15 protein-coding genes are annotated in these 18,862 nt (G+C 70.7%); 5 read left to right on the plus strand and 10 right to left on the minus strand.

Annotation, left to right across the window (positions count from 1 at the left end; all coding sequences use genetic code 11):
• The first annotated feature begins 134 nt into the window (after window positions 1-134).
• Window positions 135-1,268, plus strand: coding sequence for a glycerate kinase (locus tag ACLB9X_RS08055; RefSeq protein ID WP_410359545.1), 1,134 nt, complete (start codon window positions 135-137; stop codon window positions 1,266-1,268).
• 274 nt (window positions 1,269-1,542) lie between these two features.
• Here the strand turns inward: ACLB9X_RS08055 and pssA are convergent, their stop codons facing one another.
• From pssA to ACLB9X_RS08100, 9 genes are all read right to left on the minus strand, one after another.
• Entirely contained in the window at window positions 1,543-2,400 is an 858-nt protein-coding gene (gene pssA / locus ACLB9X_RS08060; RefSeq protein WP_410359604.1) for a CDP-diacylglycerol--serine O-phosphatidyltransferase, read from the minus strand.
• Entirely contained in the window at window positions 2,393-3,049 is a 657-nt protein-coding gene (locus ACLB9X_RS08065) for a phosphatidylserine decarboxylase (RefSeq protein ID WP_410359546.1), read from the minus strand. Before ACLB9X_RS08065 ends, pssA begins: the two co-directional genes overlap by 8 nt.
• A 170-nt stretch (window positions 3,050-3,219) precedes the next feature.
• The gene (locus tag ACLB9X_RS08070) at window positions 3,220-4,425 is read right to left on the minus strand and encodes an acyl-CoA dehydrogenase family protein (protein WP_307712602.1); all 1,206 of its coding nucleotides are present in this window, start codon (window positions 4,423-4,425) and stop codon (window positions 3,220-3,222) included.
• Between the two features lie 2 nt (window positions 4,426-4,427).
• Complete coding sequence (locus tag ACLB9X_RS08075) at window positions 4,428-4,940, minus strand: MaoC family dehydratase (RefSeq protein WP_410359605.1); 513 nt, start codon at window positions 4,938-4,940, stop codon at window positions 4,428-4,430.
• A 5-nt stretch (window positions 4,941-4,945) separates the two neighbouring features.
• Window positions 4,946-5,920, minus strand: a complete 975-nt coding sequence (locus tag ACLB9X_RS08080; protein WP_410359547.1) for an HpcH/HpaI aldolase/citrate lyase family protein — start codon at window positions 5,918-5,920, stop codon at window positions 4,946-4,948.
• Complete coding sequence (locus tag ACLB9X_RS08085) at window positions 5,917-7,929, minus strand: protein meaA (RefSeq protein ID WP_410359548.1); 2,013 nt, start codon at window positions 7,927-7,929, stop codon at window positions 5,917-5,919. The genes ACLB9X_RS08080 and ACLB9X_RS08085 overlap by 4 nt, the downstream gene beginning before the upstream one ends.
• A gap of 16 nt (window positions 7,930-7,945) precedes the next feature.
• A complete protein-coding gene (ccrA, locus tag ACLB9X_RS08090) occupies window positions 7,946-9,283 on the minus strand; it encodes a crotonyl-CoA carboxylase/reductase (RefSeq protein WP_410359549.1) in 1,338 nt (445 codons plus the stop codon).
• Window positions 9,284-9,673: 390 nt separating this feature from the next.
• Window positions 9,674-10,525, minus strand: a complete 852-nt coding sequence (locus ACLB9X_RS08095) for a TetR family transcriptional regulator (RefSeq protein ID WP_410359550.1) — start codon at window positions 10,523-10,525, stop codon at window positions 9,674-9,676.
• Between the two features lie 97 nt (window positions 10,526-10,622).
• Complete coding sequence (locus tag ACLB9X_RS08100; protein WP_410359551.1) at window positions 10,623-12,404, minus strand: 3-hydroxyacyl-CoA dehydrogenase family protein; 1,782 nt, start codon at window positions 12,402-12,404, stop codon at window positions 10,623-10,625.
• A gap of 334 nt (window positions 12,405-12,738) precedes the next feature.
• Here ACLB9X_RS08100 and ACLB9X_RS08105 point away from each other — a divergent pair, with 334 nt between their 5' ends.
• Window positions 12,739-13,323: an adenylosuccinate lyase gene (locus ACLB9X_RS08105; protein ID WP_410359552.1), complete on the plus strand. Its 585-nt coding sequence runs from the start codon at window positions 12,739-12,741 to the stop codon at window positions 13,321-13,323.
• A 191-nt stretch (window positions 13,324-13,514) separates the two neighbouring features.
• Window positions 13,515-14,501 carry an MFS transporter gene (locus ACLB9X_RS08110; RefSeq protein ID WP_410359606.1) on the plus strand — a complete coding sequence of 329 codons (987 nt, stop codon included), beginning with the start codon at window positions 13,515-13,517 and terminating at the stop codon, window positions 14,499-14,501.
• On the opposite strand, the gene ACLB9X_RS08115 is transcribed toward ACLB9X_RS08110, so the two are convergent.
• The gene (locus tag ACLB9X_RS08115) at window positions 14,498-15,538 is read right to left on the minus strand and encodes an Rv2578c family radical SAM protein (RefSeq protein WP_410359553.1); all 1,041 of its coding nucleotides are present in this window, start codon (window positions 15,536-15,538) and stop codon (window positions 14,498-14,500) included. The two genes, ACLB9X_RS08110 and ACLB9X_RS08115, sit on opposite strands and share 4 nt — an antisense overlap.
• A 137-nt stretch (window positions 15,539-15,675) precedes the next feature.
• Here ACLB9X_RS08115 and ACLB9X_RS08120 point away from each other — a divergent pair, with 137 nt between their 5' ends.
• Both ACLB9X_RS08120 and ACLB9X_RS08125 read left to right on the plus strand, forming a co-directional pair.
• Window positions 15,676-16,119 (plus strand): SRPBCC family protein, encoded by a 444-nt coding sequence (locus ACLB9X_RS08120; RefSeq protein WP_410359607.1) that lies wholly within the window; start codon window positions 15,676-15,678, stop codon window positions 16,117-16,119.
• 212 nt (window positions 16,120-16,331) lie between these two features.
• Window positions 16,332-18,728, plus strand: a complete 2,397-nt coding sequence (locus tag ACLB9X_RS08125) for an MFS transporter (RefSeq protein ID WP_410359554.1) — start codon at window positions 16,332-16,334, stop codon at window positions 18,726-18,728.
• The last annotated feature ends 134 nt before the right edge of the window (window positions 18,729-18,862 follow it).

The following is an 18,862-nucleotide window of genomic DNA, read 5'->3' on the forward strand; positions in this document are numbered from 1 at the left end:
GGGTGGCACCGCATATGGAGGAAACACCCAGGTGTGCGGCGTGATGCCGTCCGATGCCGGGGTAGCAGGGCGCCCGAGGGTGCGGATAGGGTCGGGGACGGCGCGACTGCCTGTTCGACAGCAAGGGATACACGGTGAGGGACGGAGCAGTTTCTCAGCCTGCGCGGGTGCTCGTCGCAGCTGACAAGTTCAAGGGCTCGCTCACGGCGGTGCAGGTCGCCGAGCGGGTGACGGCCGGGCTCCGGCGGGTCGTCCCGGACCTGGAGATCGACACGCTGCCCGTCGCCGACGGCGGCGACGGCACGGTCGCCGCGGCGGTGGCGGCGGGGTTCGAACGCCGTGAGGTACGGGTGACCGGCCCGCTCGGCGACCCCGTCACCGCGGCGTACGCCCTGCGGGACGGCACCGCGGTCGTCGAGATGGCCGAGGCGTCGGGCCTGCAGCACCTCCCGGCCGGCGTCTTCGCACCGCTCACCGCCACGACGTACGGCTCCGGGGAGCTGCTGCGCGCCGCGCTCGACGCGGGCGCGCGCACGATCGTCTTCGGTGTCGGCGGCAGCGCGACCACGGACGGCGGCGCCGGGATGCTGGCGGCGCTTGGCGCCCGCTTCCTGGACGCGGACGGCAAGCCCGTGCCGCCGGGGGGCGGCGGCCTGGGCGCGCTGGCGACCGCGGACCTGTCGGGTCTGGACGCGCGTTTCGAGGACGTCGGCCTGGTCCTCGCCAGCGACGTCGACAACCCGCTGACCGGTCCCAAGGGCGCGCCCGCGGTCTACGGCCCGCAGAAGGGCGCGACGCCCGACGACGTGGCCGCCCTCGACACGGCGCTCGCCCACTACGCGTCCGTCCTCGGCCCCGACCTGGCGGACGCGCCCGGCGCGGGCGCGGCGGGCGGCATCGGCTACGGCGCGCTGGTCGCGCTCCGTGCCCGCTTCCGGCCGGGCATCGAGGTGATGCTCGACGTGCTGGGCTTCGCGCCGGCGCTGGAGCGGGCGACGCTGGTGATCACCGGCGAGGGCTCGCTGGACGAGCAGACGCTGCACGGCAAGGCCCCGGCGGGCGTGGCCGCGGCGGCCCGCGCGCAGGGCGTCGAGGTGGTCGCGGTCTGCGGCCGCCTGGCCCTCGCCCCGGAGGCGCTCGGCCGCGCGGGCATCCGCCGCGCCTACGCCCTGACGGCGCTGGAACCGGACCCGGCGACGTGCATGGCGCATGCGGGACCGCTGTTGGAACAGGTGGCGGAGTCGATCGCCCACGACTTCCTCCGGTAGGCCTGGGGCGTGCGCTCTCGGGCGTGGCCGGGCCCGTGCGCGTAACGCCCCCTCGGGCCGGGCCTTGCGTCACGGGCTGGGCCCGCCCCGTGCGCGTAACGCGCCCCTCGGGCGGGTCTCGCGTCCGGGTACCCCACTCCGGAGGCCCCGGTCCCCGGCACCACCCCCGGGCAGGGGACCACGGGGCGCAACGCCCCGAGACAGGCGCAACGTGAAGGCCCCGGATGCCGAGGCATCCGGGGCCATCACGTACAGCTCACGCCGCCGAAGGCGGCTACGGCACCTGCGCCGCCCGCGCCTCGCGGCTCTCGCGCCGGTTGTCGCGGAACGTGTTCACGCGACGGGCAGTGGCGAAGAGCGGAATCGTCGCAGCCATCACGATCTGCAGCGCGCAGCCCATCTGGAGCAGCACCTGGCCGCCCGGCGCGTCGAACGCCCACGCCGCCAGCATGCCCATCGCCGAAACGATCCAGCCGAGCATCGCCACCGCGAGGACACCGCGCGGCTTGGGGTACTCGACCCGGCTCACCATCAGCCACGCCGTGCCGATGATCGCCAGCAGCGTCGGGATGAAGGGCAGCTCCAGCAGCACGATCGAGACGACCGTGAGCGCTCCGAAGGGGCTCGGCATGCCCTGGAACATGCCGTCCTTCATGGTCACGCACGAGAATCTCGCAAGCCGCAGCACCACCGCCAGCAGCACCACGATCGCGGCCACCGCCGAGACCCGCTGATGGGCGTCGTCCGCGACCATGCCGTAGACCAGCACGAAGTACGCCGGCGCGAGACCGAAGCTGATCAGGTCCGAGAGGTTGTCCAGCTCCGCGCCCATCGGCGACGACCGCAGCTTGCGGGCCACGAGCCCGTCGCAGAGGTCGAAGATCGCCGCCAGCAGCATCAGGATCACGGCCGTCGCGGCGCTGTGCCGCGCCATGCCGGTCTCCTGGCTGCCCTGGAGGTGCGGGATGAGGATGCCGGTGGTGGTGAAGTACACCGCCATGAATCCGCACGTGGCGTTACCCAAGGTGAGGGTGTCCGCGATCGACAGCCGCAGCGAGAGCGGCATCTCCTCCGCGTCGTCCTCTTCCTCGGACTCGGCCACCCAGTTCGCCTGGGTGTCGGGATCAATCACGGTCAATGCGAGTCACCCCCGCCGTCGTGGTCTGGCCCACCTCGACGGCGACCTCGACACCCTCGGGAAGGTAGATGTCGACGCGCGAGCCGAAGCGGATCAGACCGATGCGATCACCCTGCTCGACCTTGGTGCCCTGCGGGATGTACGGGACGATGCGCCGTGCGACCGCACCGGCGATCTGCACCATCTCGATGTCGCCCAGTTCGGTGTCGAAGTGCCAGACAACGCGCTCGTTGTTCTCGCTCTCCTTGTTGAAAGCGGGGACGAAGCCGCCGGGGATGTGCTCGACCGACGTCACGGTGCCGGCGAGCGGCGCGCGGTTGACGTGGACGTTGAGCGGGCTCATGAAGATCGCGACGCGGGTGCGTCCGTCCTTCCACGGCATGATGCTCTGCACCACTCCGTCGGCGGGCGAGATGACCCGCCCGGACGCGATCTCGCGCTCCGGGTCGCGGAAGAACCACAGCATGCCCGCCGCGAGCGCGGTGGTGGGCACGGCAATGGCCGCGGCCCGCCGCGAACGGCGGGCGCGGGCCAGGCTGACTGCAGCGGTGGCGACGGTCGGCAGAAGCCACGGCGATGCTCCGCGAGCGATACGAACGCCGAAGCGGCTGTCGCGTGGTGCAGAGGTTTGGCTGTGGGGCATGGATGACCTTCGTAGCGGATGATGCCGCGCTGGTAACGGGGGACGGCGGCTTTCCGGCCGATGGTATCGGGTACCGAGCACAACTGGGAAAGCCAGAAACCGAGTCGGCGGCCGGAAGATGATGACAGGGTGTGATCTTCTTCGCGGCCGAACCGACCCAAAAGCGGCAATCAGCCCTGGAAACGGTATTCCTCGAGCAGCCGGCGCCCAATGATCATTTTCTGGATTTCGGCGGTACCTTCACCGATCAGCAGCATCGGCGCCTCACGGTAGAGGCGCTCGATCTCGTACTCCTTGGAGAAGCCGTAACCGCCGTGGATACGGAAGGCGTCCTCGACGACTTCCTTGCAGTATTCGGAGGCGAGGTACTTCGCCATCCCTGCCTCCAGGTCGTTTCGTTCCCCGGAGTCCTTTTTGCGGGCCGCGTTCACCATCATGGCATGGGCGGCCTCGACCTTGGTAGCCATCTCGGCCAGCTTGAACTGAATCGCCTGATGGGAGGCGATCGGCTTGCCGAAAGTGTGACGCTGCTGGGCATACGAGACACCCAGCTCGAAGGCACGCTGCGCGACACCGCAGCCACGCGCCGCGACGTTGACGCGGCCGACCTCGACGCCGTCCATCATTTGGTAAAATCCTCGGCCGGTGACGCCGCCGAGCACCCGATTGGCCGGAATGCGCAGTCCGTCCATGATGAGCTCGGTCGTGTCGACGCCCTTGTAGCCCATCTTGTCGATCTTCCCGGGAATGGTGAGGCCCGGACGGACCTCTCCGAAGCCCGGCTCCTTCTCGACCAGGAAGGTCGTCATCGACTTGTGCGGGGCCGTGCCCTCAGGGTGTCCTTCGTCACTCCGGCACAGGACCGCGACGAGGGTGGACGTGCCGCCGTTCGTCAGCCACATCTTCTGGCCGTTCAGGACGTACTCGTCGCCGTCCTTCACGCCCTTGGACGTGATGGCCGACACGTCCGAGCCGAGGCCCGGCTCCGACATCGAGAACGCGCCGCGCACCTCGCCGAGCGCCATCCGCGGCAGGAAGGTGTCCTTCTGCTCCTGCGTGCCGTGCTGCTTGAGCATGTACGCCACGATGAAGTGGGTGTTGATGATGCCCGAGACGGACATCCAGCCGCGGGCGATCTCCTCGACGCACAGCGCGTACGTGAGGAGGGACTCGCCCAGGCCGCCGTACTCCTCGGGGATCATCAGGCCGAACAGGCCGAGCTCCTTGAGGCCGTCGACGATCTCTTGCGGGTACTCGTCCTTGTGCTCCAGCTCCGTGGCGACAGGAATGATCTCCTTGTCGACAAAGTCCCGGACGGTGGACAGGATCTCCTGCTGGACATCGGTCAGACCTGCGGTCTGGGCGAGTCGGGCCATGACTACTTCTCCTGCGTCTTGAGCTCGGGGCGGCCGGGCTGCTCGCCGCCGCGCTCCTTGATGTACGTCTCCGTCGGGACCATCACCTTGCGCCGGAAGACGCAGACGAGGGTGCCGTCCTGCTTGTAGCCCTTGGTCTCGACGTAGACGATGCCGCGGTCGTTCTTCGACTTCGACGGCGTCTTGTCGAGGACCGTGGTCTCGCCGTAGATCGTGTCGCCGTGGAAGGTCGGCGCCACGTGGCGCAGCGACTCGATCTCCAGGTTCGCGATGGCCTTGCCGGAGACGTCCGGCACGGACATACCGAGCAGCAGCGAGTAGATGTAGTTCCCGACGACGACGTTCTTGCCGAAGTCCGTCGTCTTCTCCGCATAGTTCGTGTCCATGTGGAGCGGGTGGTGGTTCATCGTCAGGAGACAGAAGAGGTGGTCGTCGTACTCGGTGACCGTCTTCCCGGGCCAGTGCTTGTAGACCGCCCCGACCTCGAACTCCTCGTAGGTGCGTCCGAACTGCATGCCGCTCACGCCTCCGGGATCTCGAACGTGGTGGTGCGCTGCATGCCGGCCGCGCGTCCCTTGCCGGAGATGACCAGCGCCATCTTGCGGCTGGCCTCGTCGATCATCTCGTCGCCGAGCATCGCCGAGCCCTTCTTGCCGCCCGCCTCCGACGTGTAGTAGTCGTACGCGTCCAGGATCAGCTCGGCGTGGTCGTAGTCCTCCTGGGAGGGCGAGAAGATCTCGTTGGACGCCTCGACCTGGCCCGGGTGCAGCACCCACTTGCCGTCGAAGCCGAGCGCGGCGGCCCGCTGGGCGACCTCGCGGTAGCCGTCGATGTTGCGGATCTGCAGGTAGGGACCGTCGATCGCCTGGAGGTTGTTGGCGCGGGCCGCCATCAAGATCTTCATCAGGATGTAGTGGTACGCGTCGGCGGGGTAGCCGGGCGGCTGCTCGCCGACGACCAGGGACTTCATGTTGATGGAGGCCATGAAGTCGGCCGGGCCGAAGATGATCGTCTCGACGCGCGGCGACGCCTGTGCGATGGCGTTGACGTTGTTGAGGCCCTGCGCGTTCTCGATCTGTGCCTCGATGCCGATCTTGCCCAGCTCGAAGCCCATGGTCTTCTCGATCTGGGTGAGCAGCAGGTCGAGCGCGACGACCTGCTCGGCACTCTGCACCTTCGGCAGCATTATGCAGTCGAGGTTCTGGCCGGCGCCCTCGACGACGGTGACGACGTCGCGGTAGGTCCACTCGGTGGTCCAGTCGTTGACGCGCACGACCCGCGTCTTGCCCGTCCAGTCACCCTCGTTGAGGAACTTCACGATCGTGTGCCGGGCCTCCGGCTTGGCGAGCGGCGCGCAGGCGTCCTCCAGGTCCAGGAAGACCTGGTCGGCCGGCAGCCCCTGGGCCTTCTCCAGGAAGCGCGGGTTCGAACCGGGCACGGCCAGGCAGGAACGGCGCGGGCGGAGACGGTTGACCGGGTGCACAGGCGTGCTCATGCGGGGACCTCCAGGGGGTCGAGCTTGTTCGCTTGACGGATCTCGTCGACGATACGGCCGATGATCTCCGTGATTCCGAAGTCCTTCGGGGTGAAGACGGCGGCCACACCCGCCGCCTTCAGTTCGGTGGCGTCGGCGTTCGGGATGATGCCACCCACGATCACCGGGATGTCGGCCGCGCCCGCCTCGCGCAGCCGCCTCAGCACGTCCGGCACCAGCTCGGCGTGCGACCCGGACAGGATCGACAGGCCGACGCAGTGCACGTCCTCCGCGAGGGCGGCGGAGACGATCTGCTCGGGCGTCAGCCGGATGCCCTGGTAGACCACCTCGAACCCGGCGTCGCGGGCCCGTACGGCGATCTGCTCGGCCCCGTTGGAGTGGCCGTCCAGGCCGGGCTTGCCGACCAGCAGCCGCAGCCGCCCGGCACCCAGCTCCTGCGCGGTGCGGGCCACCTTCTCGCGGACGAGGGCGAGCGGGGTGCCCGCCTCGGCGGCGACCGCCACCGGGGCGCTGCTGACGCCCGTCGGCGCACGGAACTCGCCGAAGACGTCACGCAGCGCCCAGGCCCACTCGCCGGTGGTGACGCCCGCACGCGCACACTCGACGGTGGCCGCCATCAGGTTCTCGGTGCCCGCCGCCGCCTTCTTCAGGGCCGCGAGGGCTTCCGCCGCCCGGGACTCCTCCCGGCCGGCGCGCCACTCGTGCAGCTTGGCGACGACCCGCGCCTCGTTCGCCGGGTCGACCGTCATGATCGCCGTGTCGAGATCCGCGGTGAGCGGGTTGTCCTCGGTCGACTCGTAGATGTTGACGCCGACGATCTTCTCGTCGCCTGCCTCGATCCGCGCCCGCCGCTCGGCGTGCGAGGAGACCAGCTGCGACTTGAGGTAGCCGGACTCGACGGCCGCCATCGCGCCGCCCATCTCCTGGATCCGGTCGATCTCCGCCAGGCACTCCTCGACGAGGGCGTCCACCTTGGCCTCGATGACGTGCGAGCCCGCGAAGATGTCCTCGTACTCCAGCAGGTCCGACTCGTGCGCCAGCACCTGCTGGATGCGCAGCGACCACTGCTGGTCCCAGGGCCGGGGCAGTCCCAGCGCCTCGTTCCAGGCGGGCAGCTGCACGGCACGCGCGCGGGCGTCCTTGGAGAGCGTCACGGCCAGCATCTCGAGCACGATGCGCTGGACGTTGTTCTCCGGCTGGGCCTCGGTCAGACCGAGCGAGTTGACCTGGACGCCGTAGCGGAAACGGCGCTGCTTCTCGTTCTCGATGCCGTAGCGCTCGCGCGTGATCTTGTCCCAGATGCGGCCGAAGGCGCGCATCTTGCACATCTCCTCGATGAAGCGGACGCCCGCGTTCACGAAGAACGACATCCGGGCGACCACGTCACCGAACGTCGCGGCCGGTACCTGGCCCGAGTCCCGCACGGCGTCCAGCACGGCGATCGCGGTGGACATCGCGTACGCGATTTCCTGCACCGGCGTGGCCCCGGCCTCCTGCAGGTGGTAGCTGCAGATGTTGATCGGGTTCCACTTGGGGATGTTGGCCACCGTGTACGTGATCATGTCGGTGGTCAGGCGCAGCGAAGGACCGGGCGGGAAGACGTGCGTCCCGCGCGACAGGTACTCCTTGACGATGTCGTTCTGGGTCGTGCCCTGGAGCCTGGTGATGTCCGCACCCTGCTCCTCCGCGACCACCTGGTACAGCGCCAGCAGCCACATGGCCGTGGCGTTGATGGTCATCGAGGTGTTCATCTGCTCCAGGGGGATGTCCTGGAACAGCCGGCGCATGTCGCCCAGATGGGAGACCGGCACGCCGACCCGGCCGACCTCGCCGCGGGCGAGGATGTGGTCGGGGTCGTAACCGGTCTGCGTCGGCAGGTCGAAGGCGACCGACAGTCCCGTCTGGCCCTTGGCGAGGTTGCGCCGGTACAGCTCGTTGGACGCCTCGGCGGTCGAGTGACCGGCGTACGTCCGCATGAGCCAGGGCCGGTCCTTCTTGCGCTCAGTCATCTTGGGACCTCAGCCCTCAGACGTTCCGGAAGCGGTTGATGGCGTCGATGTGCTTCTCGCGCATCTCCGGGTCCTTGACGCCCAGACCCTCCTGCGGGGCGAGCGCGAGGACGCCGACCTTGCCCTGGTGGAGGTTGCGGTGCACGTCGTACGCGGCCTGGCCGGTGTCCTCCAGGGAGTAGACCTTGGAGAGCGTCGGGTGGATCTTGCCCTTGGCGATCAGGCGGTTGGCCTCCCACGCCTCGCGGTAGTTGGCGAAGTGCGAGCCGATGATGCGCTTCAGCGACATCCACAGGTAGCGGTTGTCGTACTCGTGCATGTAGCCCGAGGTCGAGGCGCAGGTGGTGATGGTGCCGCCCTTGCGGGTGACGTAGACGGACGCGCCGAAGGTCTCGCGGCCCGGGTGCTCGAAGACGATGTCGATGTCCTCGCCGCCGGTGAACTCGCGGATGCGCTTGCCGAAGCGCTTCCACTCCTTCGGGTCCTGGGTCCGCTCGTCCTTCCAGAACTTGTAGCCCTCGGCGCTGCGGTCGATGATCGCCTCGGCGCCCATCGAGCGGCAGATGTCCGCCTTCTGCTCGCTGGAGACGACACAGATCGGGTTGGCGCCGCCCGCGAGCGCGAACTGCGTGGCGTACGAGCCGAGTCCGCCGCTCGCGCCCCAGATCAGGACGTTGTCGCCCTGCTTCATCCCGGCGCCGTTGCGGGAGACGAGCTGGCGGTACGCGGTGGAGTTGACCAGGCCCGGGGCGGCGGCCTCCTCCCAGCTGAGGTGCTTGGGCTTGGGCATCAGCTGGTTGGACTTGACGAGCGCGATCTCCGCGAGGCCGCCGAAGTTGGTCTCGAAGCCCCAGATGCGCTGCTCGGGGTCGAGCATCGTGTCGTTGTGGCCGTCGGAGGACTCCAGTTCGACGGACAGGCAGTGTGCGACGACCTCGTCGCCGGGGTTCCACGCGTTCACGCCCGGACCGGTGCGCAGGACGACGCCCGCCAGGTCGGAGCCGATGATGTGGTACGGCAGGTCGTGGCGCTTGGTGAGCTCGGAGAGCTTTCCGTAGCGCTCCAGGAAGCCGAAGGTGGAAAGCGGCTCGAAGATCGAGGTCCACACGGAGTTGTAGTTGACCGAGGAGGCCATGACGGCCACCAGGGCCTCACCGGGACCGAGCTCGGGGACCGGGACGTCGTCCAGGTGGATCGACTTGCGCGGGTCCTTCTCCCGGCTCTCGAGGCCGGCGAACATCTCCGTCTCGTCCTTGTGCACGGTGATCGCGCGGTACGACTCGGGGAGCTTCAGTGCGGCGAAGTCGGCGGACGTGCTGTCCGGCGACTGGATCGCGTCCAGGATTTCCTTCACGGTGTTGCCTCCGGCGAGAAGCGTCCATGGGCGGACGCTGAGGGGTACGTCGGGGTGGTGCTGCTGCTGTGGAGGTGTGCCGTCGGTTCGGCGGATGGTGCTGCTGGCAGCGCTGGTGGGCGCGAAAGGTGCCTGTGACGCAGGCGTCCGGGCGGGGCAGCCGCGAAGGGTTGCTGGGACAGCCGGCGTACGAGTGTGCTCTGCACGCCGGCCGCCCGGACAACATCAACGTATGGCACGGCGTGCCAGGTGGCAAGACACTCCGTGCCAAGAATTTCTCTCAGATGCAATCCGCTGGACACATATGAGCGATGATCGATCGAGCGAGGCCGCAAAACGGCGAAGACCGCCCGAATCGGGCGGCCTTCGCCTGAGGTGAGCCGGGAGGTCTCAGCCCTCCTTCAGTGCCTGTTCGATCGTCCGCATGACCTCGCTGAGCGGCGCGTCCGTGCGCGCCACCGCCACCAGGACCTCGCCCTCGGTCCGCACGGCCGCCGCCGGCGGCTCGGCGGCCGGCGTGGTGTGCGCCGCCTTGCGGCCGGCTCCTATGCCGGTGCCGAACGTGTCGCGGACGATGGCGAACGCGTGGTCCAGCTGGGCCTCGACGTCGCCCTGCCCGCCCGCCCGCAGCCAGCGGCGCAGCACGTGGTTGTGCGCCGTCACCACCGCTGACGCGGCCACCTCCGCCAGCAGCGGGTCGTCGTTGCCGTCGTGGTGGTCCCGCTCGTCGAAGTGGCCCAGCAGGTAGCGCGTGAACAGCCGCTCGTAGCGCGCCACGGAGGCGATCTCGCGCTCGCGCAGCGTCGGCACCTCACGGGTCAGGCGGTACCGCTCGACGGACACGGCCGGGGAGGCCGCGTACATCCGCATGACCTCCTTGATGCCCCGGCACACCGTGTCGAGCGGGTGCTCGTGGGGCGGCGCCGCGTTCAGGACCGCCTCGGCCCGCACCAGGGTGTCGTCGTGGTCGGGGAAGATGGCCTCTTCCTTGGAGCGGAAGTGGCGGAAGAAGGTCCGGCGCGCCACTCCGGCCGCCGCGGCGATCTCGTCGACCGTCGTCGCCTCGTACCCCTTGGTCGCGAACAACTCCATGGCCGCCGCCGCCAGTTCGCGGCGCATCTTCAGGCGTTGCGCGGCGGCGCGGGAGCCTGCGGCACTTTCCGGAGCGTCGGACACGGCGCCGGCGCGGACGGGCCGGCGGGTGGGATCAGCGGGGTGGGGCATGATCTGAACGTACTGCATTCGCACAGCCGGGCGCGCCCGCGGGGCGGGCCCGGCACGCTCGGACGCGCCGGGCGGGCTCCCCGGACCGAGCAGCCCGCCCCACGCGCCGTCGGTATCAGCGCCGGGCATATTCGCGGAAACCGCGCCCCGTCTTGCGCCCCAGGCACCCCGCGGCCACCAGGTGCTCCAGCAGCGGCGCGGGAGCGAGGCCCGGGTCGCGGAACTCCTGGTGCAGGACCTTCTCGATGGCCAGCGAGACATCGAGGCCGACGACGTCGAGCAGCTCGAACGGGCCCATCGGGTAGCCGCCGCCCAGCTTCATCGCGGCGTCGATGTCGTCGAGGGAGGCGTAGTGCTCCTCGACCATCTTGATCGCGTTGTTCAAGTACGGGAAGAGCAGCGCGTTCACGATGAATCCGGCGCGGTCGCCGCAGTCCACCGGGTGCTTGCGGATCCTCGTCGTGACCTCGCGGACCGTGGCGTGCACGTCGTCGGCGGTCAGGACCGTCCGCACGATCTCGACCAGCTTCATCGCGGGGGCCGGGTTGAAGAAGTGCATCCCGATCACGTCCTGCGGGCGCGAGGTGGCCCGTGCGCAGGCCACGACGGGCAGCGAGGAGGTCGTGGTGGCCAGCACCGCCCCCTGCTTGCACACCTTGTCGAGGGTGGCGAACAGCTGCTGCTTGATCTCCAGGTCCTCGGCGACGGCCTCGACGGCCAGGTCGACGTCGGCGAAGGCGTCCAGCGAACCGGCGGGCGTGATGCGCGCGAGCGTGGCGTCGCACGCCTCCTGGGTCATCCGGCCCTTGCTCACCGAGCGGTTCAGCGACTTGGTGATCAGGCCCTTGGCGTTCTCGGCCTTCTCCAGGCTGCGGGCCGCGAGGACGACGTCGTAGCCGGCCTTGGCGAAGACCTCCGCGATTCCGCTCGCCATGGTGCCCGAGCCGGCCACGCCGACCGAGCGGACGTCACGGCCCGAGGCGGCCGCGACCGCACCGAGCGGCGTGTGCGCGTCCGCGACGACCTCGGCCGAGCCGGGGGCGGCGTACGTGTAGAAGCCGCGGCCCGCCTTGCGGCCGGTCAGCCCCGCCTCGCTGAGCTGCCCCAGGATCGGCGCGGGCGCGTGCAGCCGGTCGTGCGAGGCGGCGTACATCGCGTCGAGCACGGTGCGGGCGGTGTCGATGCCGATCAGGTCGAGCAGGGCGAGCGGGCCCATCGGCAGGCCGCAGCCCAGCTTCATGGCGGCGTCGATGTCCTCGCGGGAGGCGTACCGGGCCTCGTACATGGCGGCGGCCTGGTTGAGGTAGCCGAACAGCAGGCCGTCCGCGATGAAGCCCGGCCGGTCGCCGACCGCGACGGGCTCCTTGCCGAGGTCGTGGGCGAGCGCGGTCACGGCCTCGACGGCCTGCGGCGAGGTGAGCACCGAGGAGACGATCTCGACCAGCTTCATCGCCGGGGCCGGGTTGAAGAAGTGCAGGCCGAGCACGCGCTCCGGGCGCTGCGACTCGGCGGCGAGCCGGGTCACCGACAGGGCGTTCGTGCCGGTGGCGAGGACGGTGTCCGGGCGGACGACGGCGTCCAGCTCGCGGAAGACGTGCTGCTTGGCCTCGTACGACTCCGGCACGACCTCGATCACCAGGTCGGCGTCCGCCGCGGCCTGCAGGTCGGAGAACGTACGGAAGCGGGCGAGGGTGTTGCGGCGCTCCTCCTCGGTGATCCGCTCGCGCTCCACGGCGCGGGCGGTGGAGGCCTCGAGTGCGGCGACCGCCTGGCGGGCGGCGGCTTCGCTGACGTCGATGCCGATGACCTCACGGCCGGCGCGGGCGAGGACCTCGGCGATGCCGGTGCCCATGGTGCCGAGGCCGACCACGGCGATGGTGTGCAGAGGGATGTCCATCGGGGGACTCCAGGGATGAGTGACGACTGATGAGGAGCGCGCGCGAGGAGGGCCGTACCAGGCGTGTGAACGCCCAACCGGCGCTGGGCGCACGGGTATTCGCGTGGGCCGACGGACTCTGTCCCGTGTCACGTCGTACTGATGGCAGAACTGCCGAACCGACTCCCCCACAGCCTTCGGCATGGGGGTGCTCCCGGCGGCGGCTGCGTCACCAGGCCGCCGCGGGTGCGGGGGTTACCCGCTCACATGAGATTAACTTGCGGGTAACGAGCGCGCCACCCCCCGACGGGTGTGATCTGGATCGCCGTGGCGGCCCGCCGATACGCTGACCGCCATGGACGAGGAGTTGCGGTCGCTCGCGACACGGCTGCGTGACGAGGCGGGCGGCGGTCCGGAGTACGAACGGCTGCTGGCCACCTCGGACCGGGAGGAACTCGCGGGCGTCCTCACCGCGCACGAACGCCCCCTGTGGGCTCTCGAGATGGCCGCCTTCCGCCTCGGCTGCGCCGGCGACCGGCGGGCCTTCGAGTCCCTGGTCCTCCTGCTCAACCACCGCGACCCCGAGCGGTGCGTCTCCGCCGCCCACGCGCTCGGCCGGCTCGCCGACCCCCGCACGCCGCGCGCGGCGGCCGCGCTCGCCACCAACGAGCTGCGGGTCGCGTACGCGCTCGTGCCGGTGCGGCTGCTGACCCGGCTGCGGGCCCCGGAAACGGTACCGGCGCTGATCACGGTGCTCGGCCGCCGCCTGGCCCCCGGTGATCCGCACTGGCGGGTCGCCCTCGCGTGTGTGGAGGGCCTCGGCGCCCTCGGCGATCCGCGCGCCGGCGACGTGCTGCGCGGGGCCCTGTCCCATCCCCGCCTGACGGCGGCCGCCTCGGCGGCCCTGGCCCGCCTGCCGGATGCGACACCGGGCGCGTGACGCCTGGCGGGTGTGGGTGACAGTGGCGGCCCGGCGCGGGCCGCGCCGGTGAGCGCGAAGCCCCGGGCGTCCTCGCCGCGGCGCGTCGGCGGATGGCCGGCGTGGCGACCGGGCTCAAGGGCGGCGAGGCGGCCTCGGCCCGGGCGGCCGGTACGGGCTGACGAAGCGGGGGACTTCAGCCACGAACCCTGCTGTTCAGCTGGCGCTGGTCCTTCCTGATCAACGTGCCGGTGGCCCTGCTCGTCCTGGTCGGCACCCTGATGGTCATCCCGGAGGGCCGGGCCGGCGGACGCACCCGGCTCGACGTGCCCGGTGCGGTCACGGTCACCGGCGGCCTGCTGGCGCTGGTCTTCGGCATCACCACGGCCGGCCACCAGGGCTGGGCGGAGCCGACGGTCTCCATCTGGCTCGGGGTGGCGGTGCTGCTGCTGATCGCCTTCTGGTTCATCGAGCTGAAGAGCCCGAACCCGCTTGCGCCGGTGCGCGTGCTGAAGCGGCGGACCGTGGGCTGGGGCAACTTCGGCGGCTTCGCCTCGATCGCCATGGCGACCGCCATCTCCTTCACCACGACGCTGTACATGCAGAAGGTGCTGGGCTTCTCGGCGTTCACCACGGGTGTGGTCATCGGCCTGCCCGGCATCCTGACCATCGTGGGCGGCACGATCGCCCCGCGCCTGCTGGGCCGGATCGGGGCTTCCGCGGTCCTCGCGCTGTCGCTGGTGGTGCAGTCCGCCGGTTACGCGGTGCTGCTGTGGCTGAACGACGGCGACTCGGGCGTCGTGCTCGTACTCGTCGCTCTGGCCGTGGGCTTCTTCGGACACGCGTACAGCCTGGTGTCGTACATGGTGACGGCCACCTCGGGACTGCCGGACGAGGAGCAGGGGCTCGCCACCGGTCTGACCACGATGAGCATGCAGATCGCGATCACCCTGGGCATCCCGGTGGTCAGCGCCGTCATCGCGGCGCGGACGTCCGCCCTGGAGGCGTCGGCGTCCCCGACCGACGCCGTGCTCGGCGGTCTGCACGCGGGCGTGCTCGTCAACGCGCTCTTCCTGCTCGCCTCCACGGTGGTCGTGTGGCTGTTCCTGGGCCGCCGCCGTGCGCCGCCGAGGCCGGTGCGCGATGACGTGAAACTCCAGGGCAAGGGCGCCGTCGAGGTACTGGAGCCCGCGGGCTAGAGCAGGGTCAGCTGGGTGGGCTCCGGTTCCGCCGGGGCCGGCGGCTCCGGGCGGAGCGGGAGGCGCCGGTGACCGCCCGGCCGTGCGGAGGGTCCGATGCCGAACTCCGTCGCCAGCTCGTGCACATGACGGGTGATACGGCGCTGGTACCACTTCGGGGCGTACGCGCCCTCCGCGTACAGCCGCTCGTAGCGGGCGACCAGGTGGGGGTGGTGTTCGCGCAGCCACGCCATGTACCACTCGCGGGCCCCCGGGCGCAGATGCAGCACCAGCGGGGTCACCGACGTGGCGCCGGACGCGGCGATCGCGCGGACCGTCGCCCGCAGTTGGTCCGGGTGGTCGCCGAGGAACGGAATGACCGGCGCCATCAGCACGCCGCAGCCGATCCCCGCGTCGGTCAGTGCGCGGACGACGTCGAGCCGGCGCTCGGGCGAGGGCGTGCCCGGCTCGACCGTGCGCCACAGCTCGCGGTCGGTGAAGCCGACCGAGACGGAGATGCCGACCTCGGTGACCTCGGCGGCCTGCCGCAGCAGGTCGAGATCGCGCAGGATCAGCGTGCCCTTGGTCAGGATGGAGAACGGGTTCGCGTAGTCGCGCAGGGCCGAGATGATGCCGGGCATCAGCCGGTAGCGGCCCTCGGCGCGCTGGTAGCAGTCCACGTTCGTGCCCATGGCGACGTGCGCGCCGTGCCACTGGCGGGAGGCGAGCTGGCGGCGCAGCAGCTCGGGGGCGTTGATCTTCACCACGATCTGCGAGTCGAAGCCGATTCCCGTGTCGAGGTCCAGATAACTGTGGGTCTTGCGGGCGAAGCAGTACACGCAGGCGTGCGTGCAGCCCCGGTAGGGGTTCACGGTCCATTCGAACGGCATCCGGGACGCTCCGGGCACCCGGTTGAGGATCGAACGCGCGCGGACCTCGTGGAAGGTGATGCCCCGGAACTCGGGGGTGTCGAAGGTCCGGGTGGTCACCGCCGATGCCCCGAACAGTGCGGTTTCCCCGCTGGTGGCGGGGCTGTCGGCCAGATTGTCCCAGCGCATGGGGCGCCTCCTCGCTCGCTCTGACCAGAGAATAGAACACCTGTTCCCATGATCGCTTCAACCGTGATTTGGGAGGGGGTGCGGGAGGTGATTGGCTAGTGCGCATCCCGATGGAGCGACTGCTGGAGGAACAGGACATGGCGCAGGTCGAGGCCACCACGGAACGGATCATCTCGGCGGACGCGGAGACGGTGCTCGACGCGCTGGCCGACTATGCCGGCACCCGCGCGAAGCTCCTGCCCGAGCACTTCAGCGAGTACGAGGTGCGCGAGGGCGGCGACGGCGAGGGCACCCTCGTCCACTGGAAGCTCCAGGCCACCAGCAAGCGCGTCCGCGACTGCCTGCTGGAGGTCACCGAGCCCACCGACGGCGAGCTCGTCGAGAAGGACCGCAACTCCTCCATGGTCACCACCTGGCGGGTCACCCCGGCCGGCGAGGGGAAGTCCAGGGCCGTCGTCACCACCGTCTGGACCGGCGCCGGCGGCATCGGCGGCTTCTTCGAGAAGACCTTCGCGCCGAAGGGGCTCGGCCGGATCTACGACAGCGTGCTGGACCGCCTCGCCGCCCACGTCGAGAAGTAGCCTCACCGGATCGGGTGGTCTTCCCTGCGGCCCGGATGCGCACCCCCGGCGCACCGGGCGGCGGGAAAGCCCCTGATGAGCGCCCCAAGTGCGCCCGGCGCAGGACCTGTTGGGGCACTCTCGAACGTCCTGCCGGGCACGCGTCCGACTTGCTCCCCCTTCATGCGCAATGCGAAGAATGACGCCGCGCAGCGGGACGAGGGGAGCAGGACGTGAGCGGCAGCACTCTGGTGAAGGACGAGCAGGCCGCCGGCCCGGCGGACCCGCCGCCTCCCGCACCCGCCCCGCCGGAGCCGCTGAGCCCCCGCCGCGTACGGCTCGTCTTCACGGGCCTCATGCTCGCGCTGCTCCTGGCCGCGCTCGAGCAGATGATCGTCGCCACCGCGCTGCCGAAGATCGTGGGGGAACTCCAGGGCCTGGACCGGATGCCCTGGGCGATCACCGCGTACCTGCTCACGGCCACCATCGGCCTGCCGGTCTACGGAAAGCTCGGCGATCTCTTCGGCCGCAAGGGCGTGTTCCAGTTCGCCATCGTCGTCTTCGTGATCGGCTCGGCACTCGCCGGCTGGTCGCGCAGCATGAACGAGCTCATCGCCTTCCGCGCCGTCCAGGGCGTCGGCGCGGGCGGCCTCATGATCGGCGTGCAGGCGATCATCGCCGACATCGTCCCGGCGCGCGAACGCGGCCGGTTCATGGGACTCATCGGCGCCGCCTTCGGCCTCGCCTCCGTCGCGGGGCCGCTGCTCGGCGGCTTCTTCACCGACCACGCCTCATGGCGCTGGTGCTTCTACTTCAACGTCCCCTTCGGCCTGATCACCCTGGCCGTGGTCTCCCTCGTGCTCAAGCTGCCGAAGCCCGCCGCCCGGGCCCGGCTCGACGTCCTCGGCACCCTGTTCCTCGCCGCCGCCTCCACCTGCCTCGTCCTGCTGACCAGTTGGGGCGGCACCACCTACGCCTGGGACTCGCGCGTGGTCCTCGCCCTGGCCGCGGGCGCCGCCGTGACCACGGTCCTCTTCCTCGTGGTGGAGCGCCTCGCGCCCGAACCGCTCATCCCGCTGCGGCTGTTCCGCGACTCCGTCTTCACCCTCACGTCCCTCGTGGGAGCGGTCGTCGGCATCGCGCTGTTCGGGGCGGCGAGCTACCTCCCCACGTTCCTGCAGATGGCCGACGGCGCCAGCGCCACCGAGTCCGGCCTGCTCATGCTCCCGATGATGGGCGGCATCGTCGTCGCCTCCATCGTCTCCGGGCAGCTCATCAGCCGTACGGGCCGCTACCGCATCTACCCCGTCGCCGGCAGCGCACTCTCGGCCGTGGGCATGTGGCTGCTCTCCCGGCTGGAGGCGGACACGCCGCGCCTCGAGTACAGCATCTGGCAGGCGGTCCTCGGCATCGGCATCGGACTCGTCATGCCGGTGCTGATCCTCGCCGTCCAGAACACCGTGCAGCCCGCCGACCTCGGCACCGCGACCAGCGCCCACAACTACTTCCGCCAGATCGGCGGAAGCGTCGGCGCCGCCGTCTTCGGCACCCTGTTCGCCGACCGGCTCACCGACGCGCTCGCCGGCCGCGTCCCGGCCGGCACGGGCCTGCCCGACCCCGAATCGATCACCCCGCAGTTGGTCCACGCCATGCCGCCCGCGCTGCGCGAGGGCTACATCCAGGCGTACGCGGACGCGATGCCGCGAATCTTCCTCTATCTGGTGCCGGTGCTCGTCCTCGGCCTGTTCCTCGCCTTCTTCCTCAAGGAGAAACCGCTGGTGTCCCACAACGTCTCCACCGCCGAATCCGCCGCCGTCCCCCACGCCCGCACCGCCGTGCGGTCCGACCCGCGGCCGGCCGCCGCCCCCGTCGCGGGCGTCCCCGTCTGCGGAACCGTGCAGCACCACGACGGGAGCAGCGTCCCGCGCGCCGCGCTCACCCTCATCGACGTCCAGGGGCAGCAGATCGGCCGCGGCGCGAGCGGCGAGGACGGCCGGTACGCGCTGAGCGTGCCGGGCTCCGGCTCGTACGTGATGATCGCCGCCGCGGGCGGCCACCAGCCGCAGGCCGTCACCGTCACCGTCGGCGAACGGCCCGTCGAGCTCGACGTGGTGCTCGGCGGAGCCGGCCGGCTCGCGGGCGTCGTCGTCACCGCCGACGGCTCCCCGGTCCGCGACGCGGCCGTCACGCTCACCGACGTGCGCGGCGAGGTCGTGGCCTCCACCCGCAGCGGCCGGGAGGGCGGCTACGTGATCAGCGAGCTGGTCGCGGGGGAGTACACACTCGCCGCCAGCGCCCCCGCCTTCCGGCCGGCCGCGCACCCCGTGAGCGTGCAGCCGTCCCGCGAGACGCGCCAGGACATCGAACTGGCCGGCGGGGCGGTGCTGCGCGGCACCGTGCGTGCCGGGGACGGCCGGCCGGTGGGCGACGCCCGGGTGACCCTTCTCGACGCGGCCGGCAACGTGGTCGACACGCTCACCACCGGACCGGACGGAACGTTCCGCTTCGTCGACCTGTCGTCCGGCGAGTACACGGTCATCGCCGCCGGCTACCCGCCGGTCGCCACCGTGCTCCAGGTGGCGGGCGGCGGGCGCACGGAACGCGACCTCCAGCTCGGCCACGCCGACTGACCGGGCCCCGGCCTGCGGCAGCGGCGGCGCACTCGCCCCCGCCCCGCGGCCTCGGGCGTACCGGCACGGAACTCGACCGGCCGTCAATCGTGCGCGGGCGCACACCGTTCGGGCCGTTTGCCCGGCGCGCGGAC

It is taken from the genome of Streptomyces sp. 5K101 (genome assembly GCF_046506645.1).
Classification (GTDB): domain Bacteria; phylum Actinomycetota; class Actinomycetes; order Streptomycetales; family Streptomycetaceae; genus Streptomyces.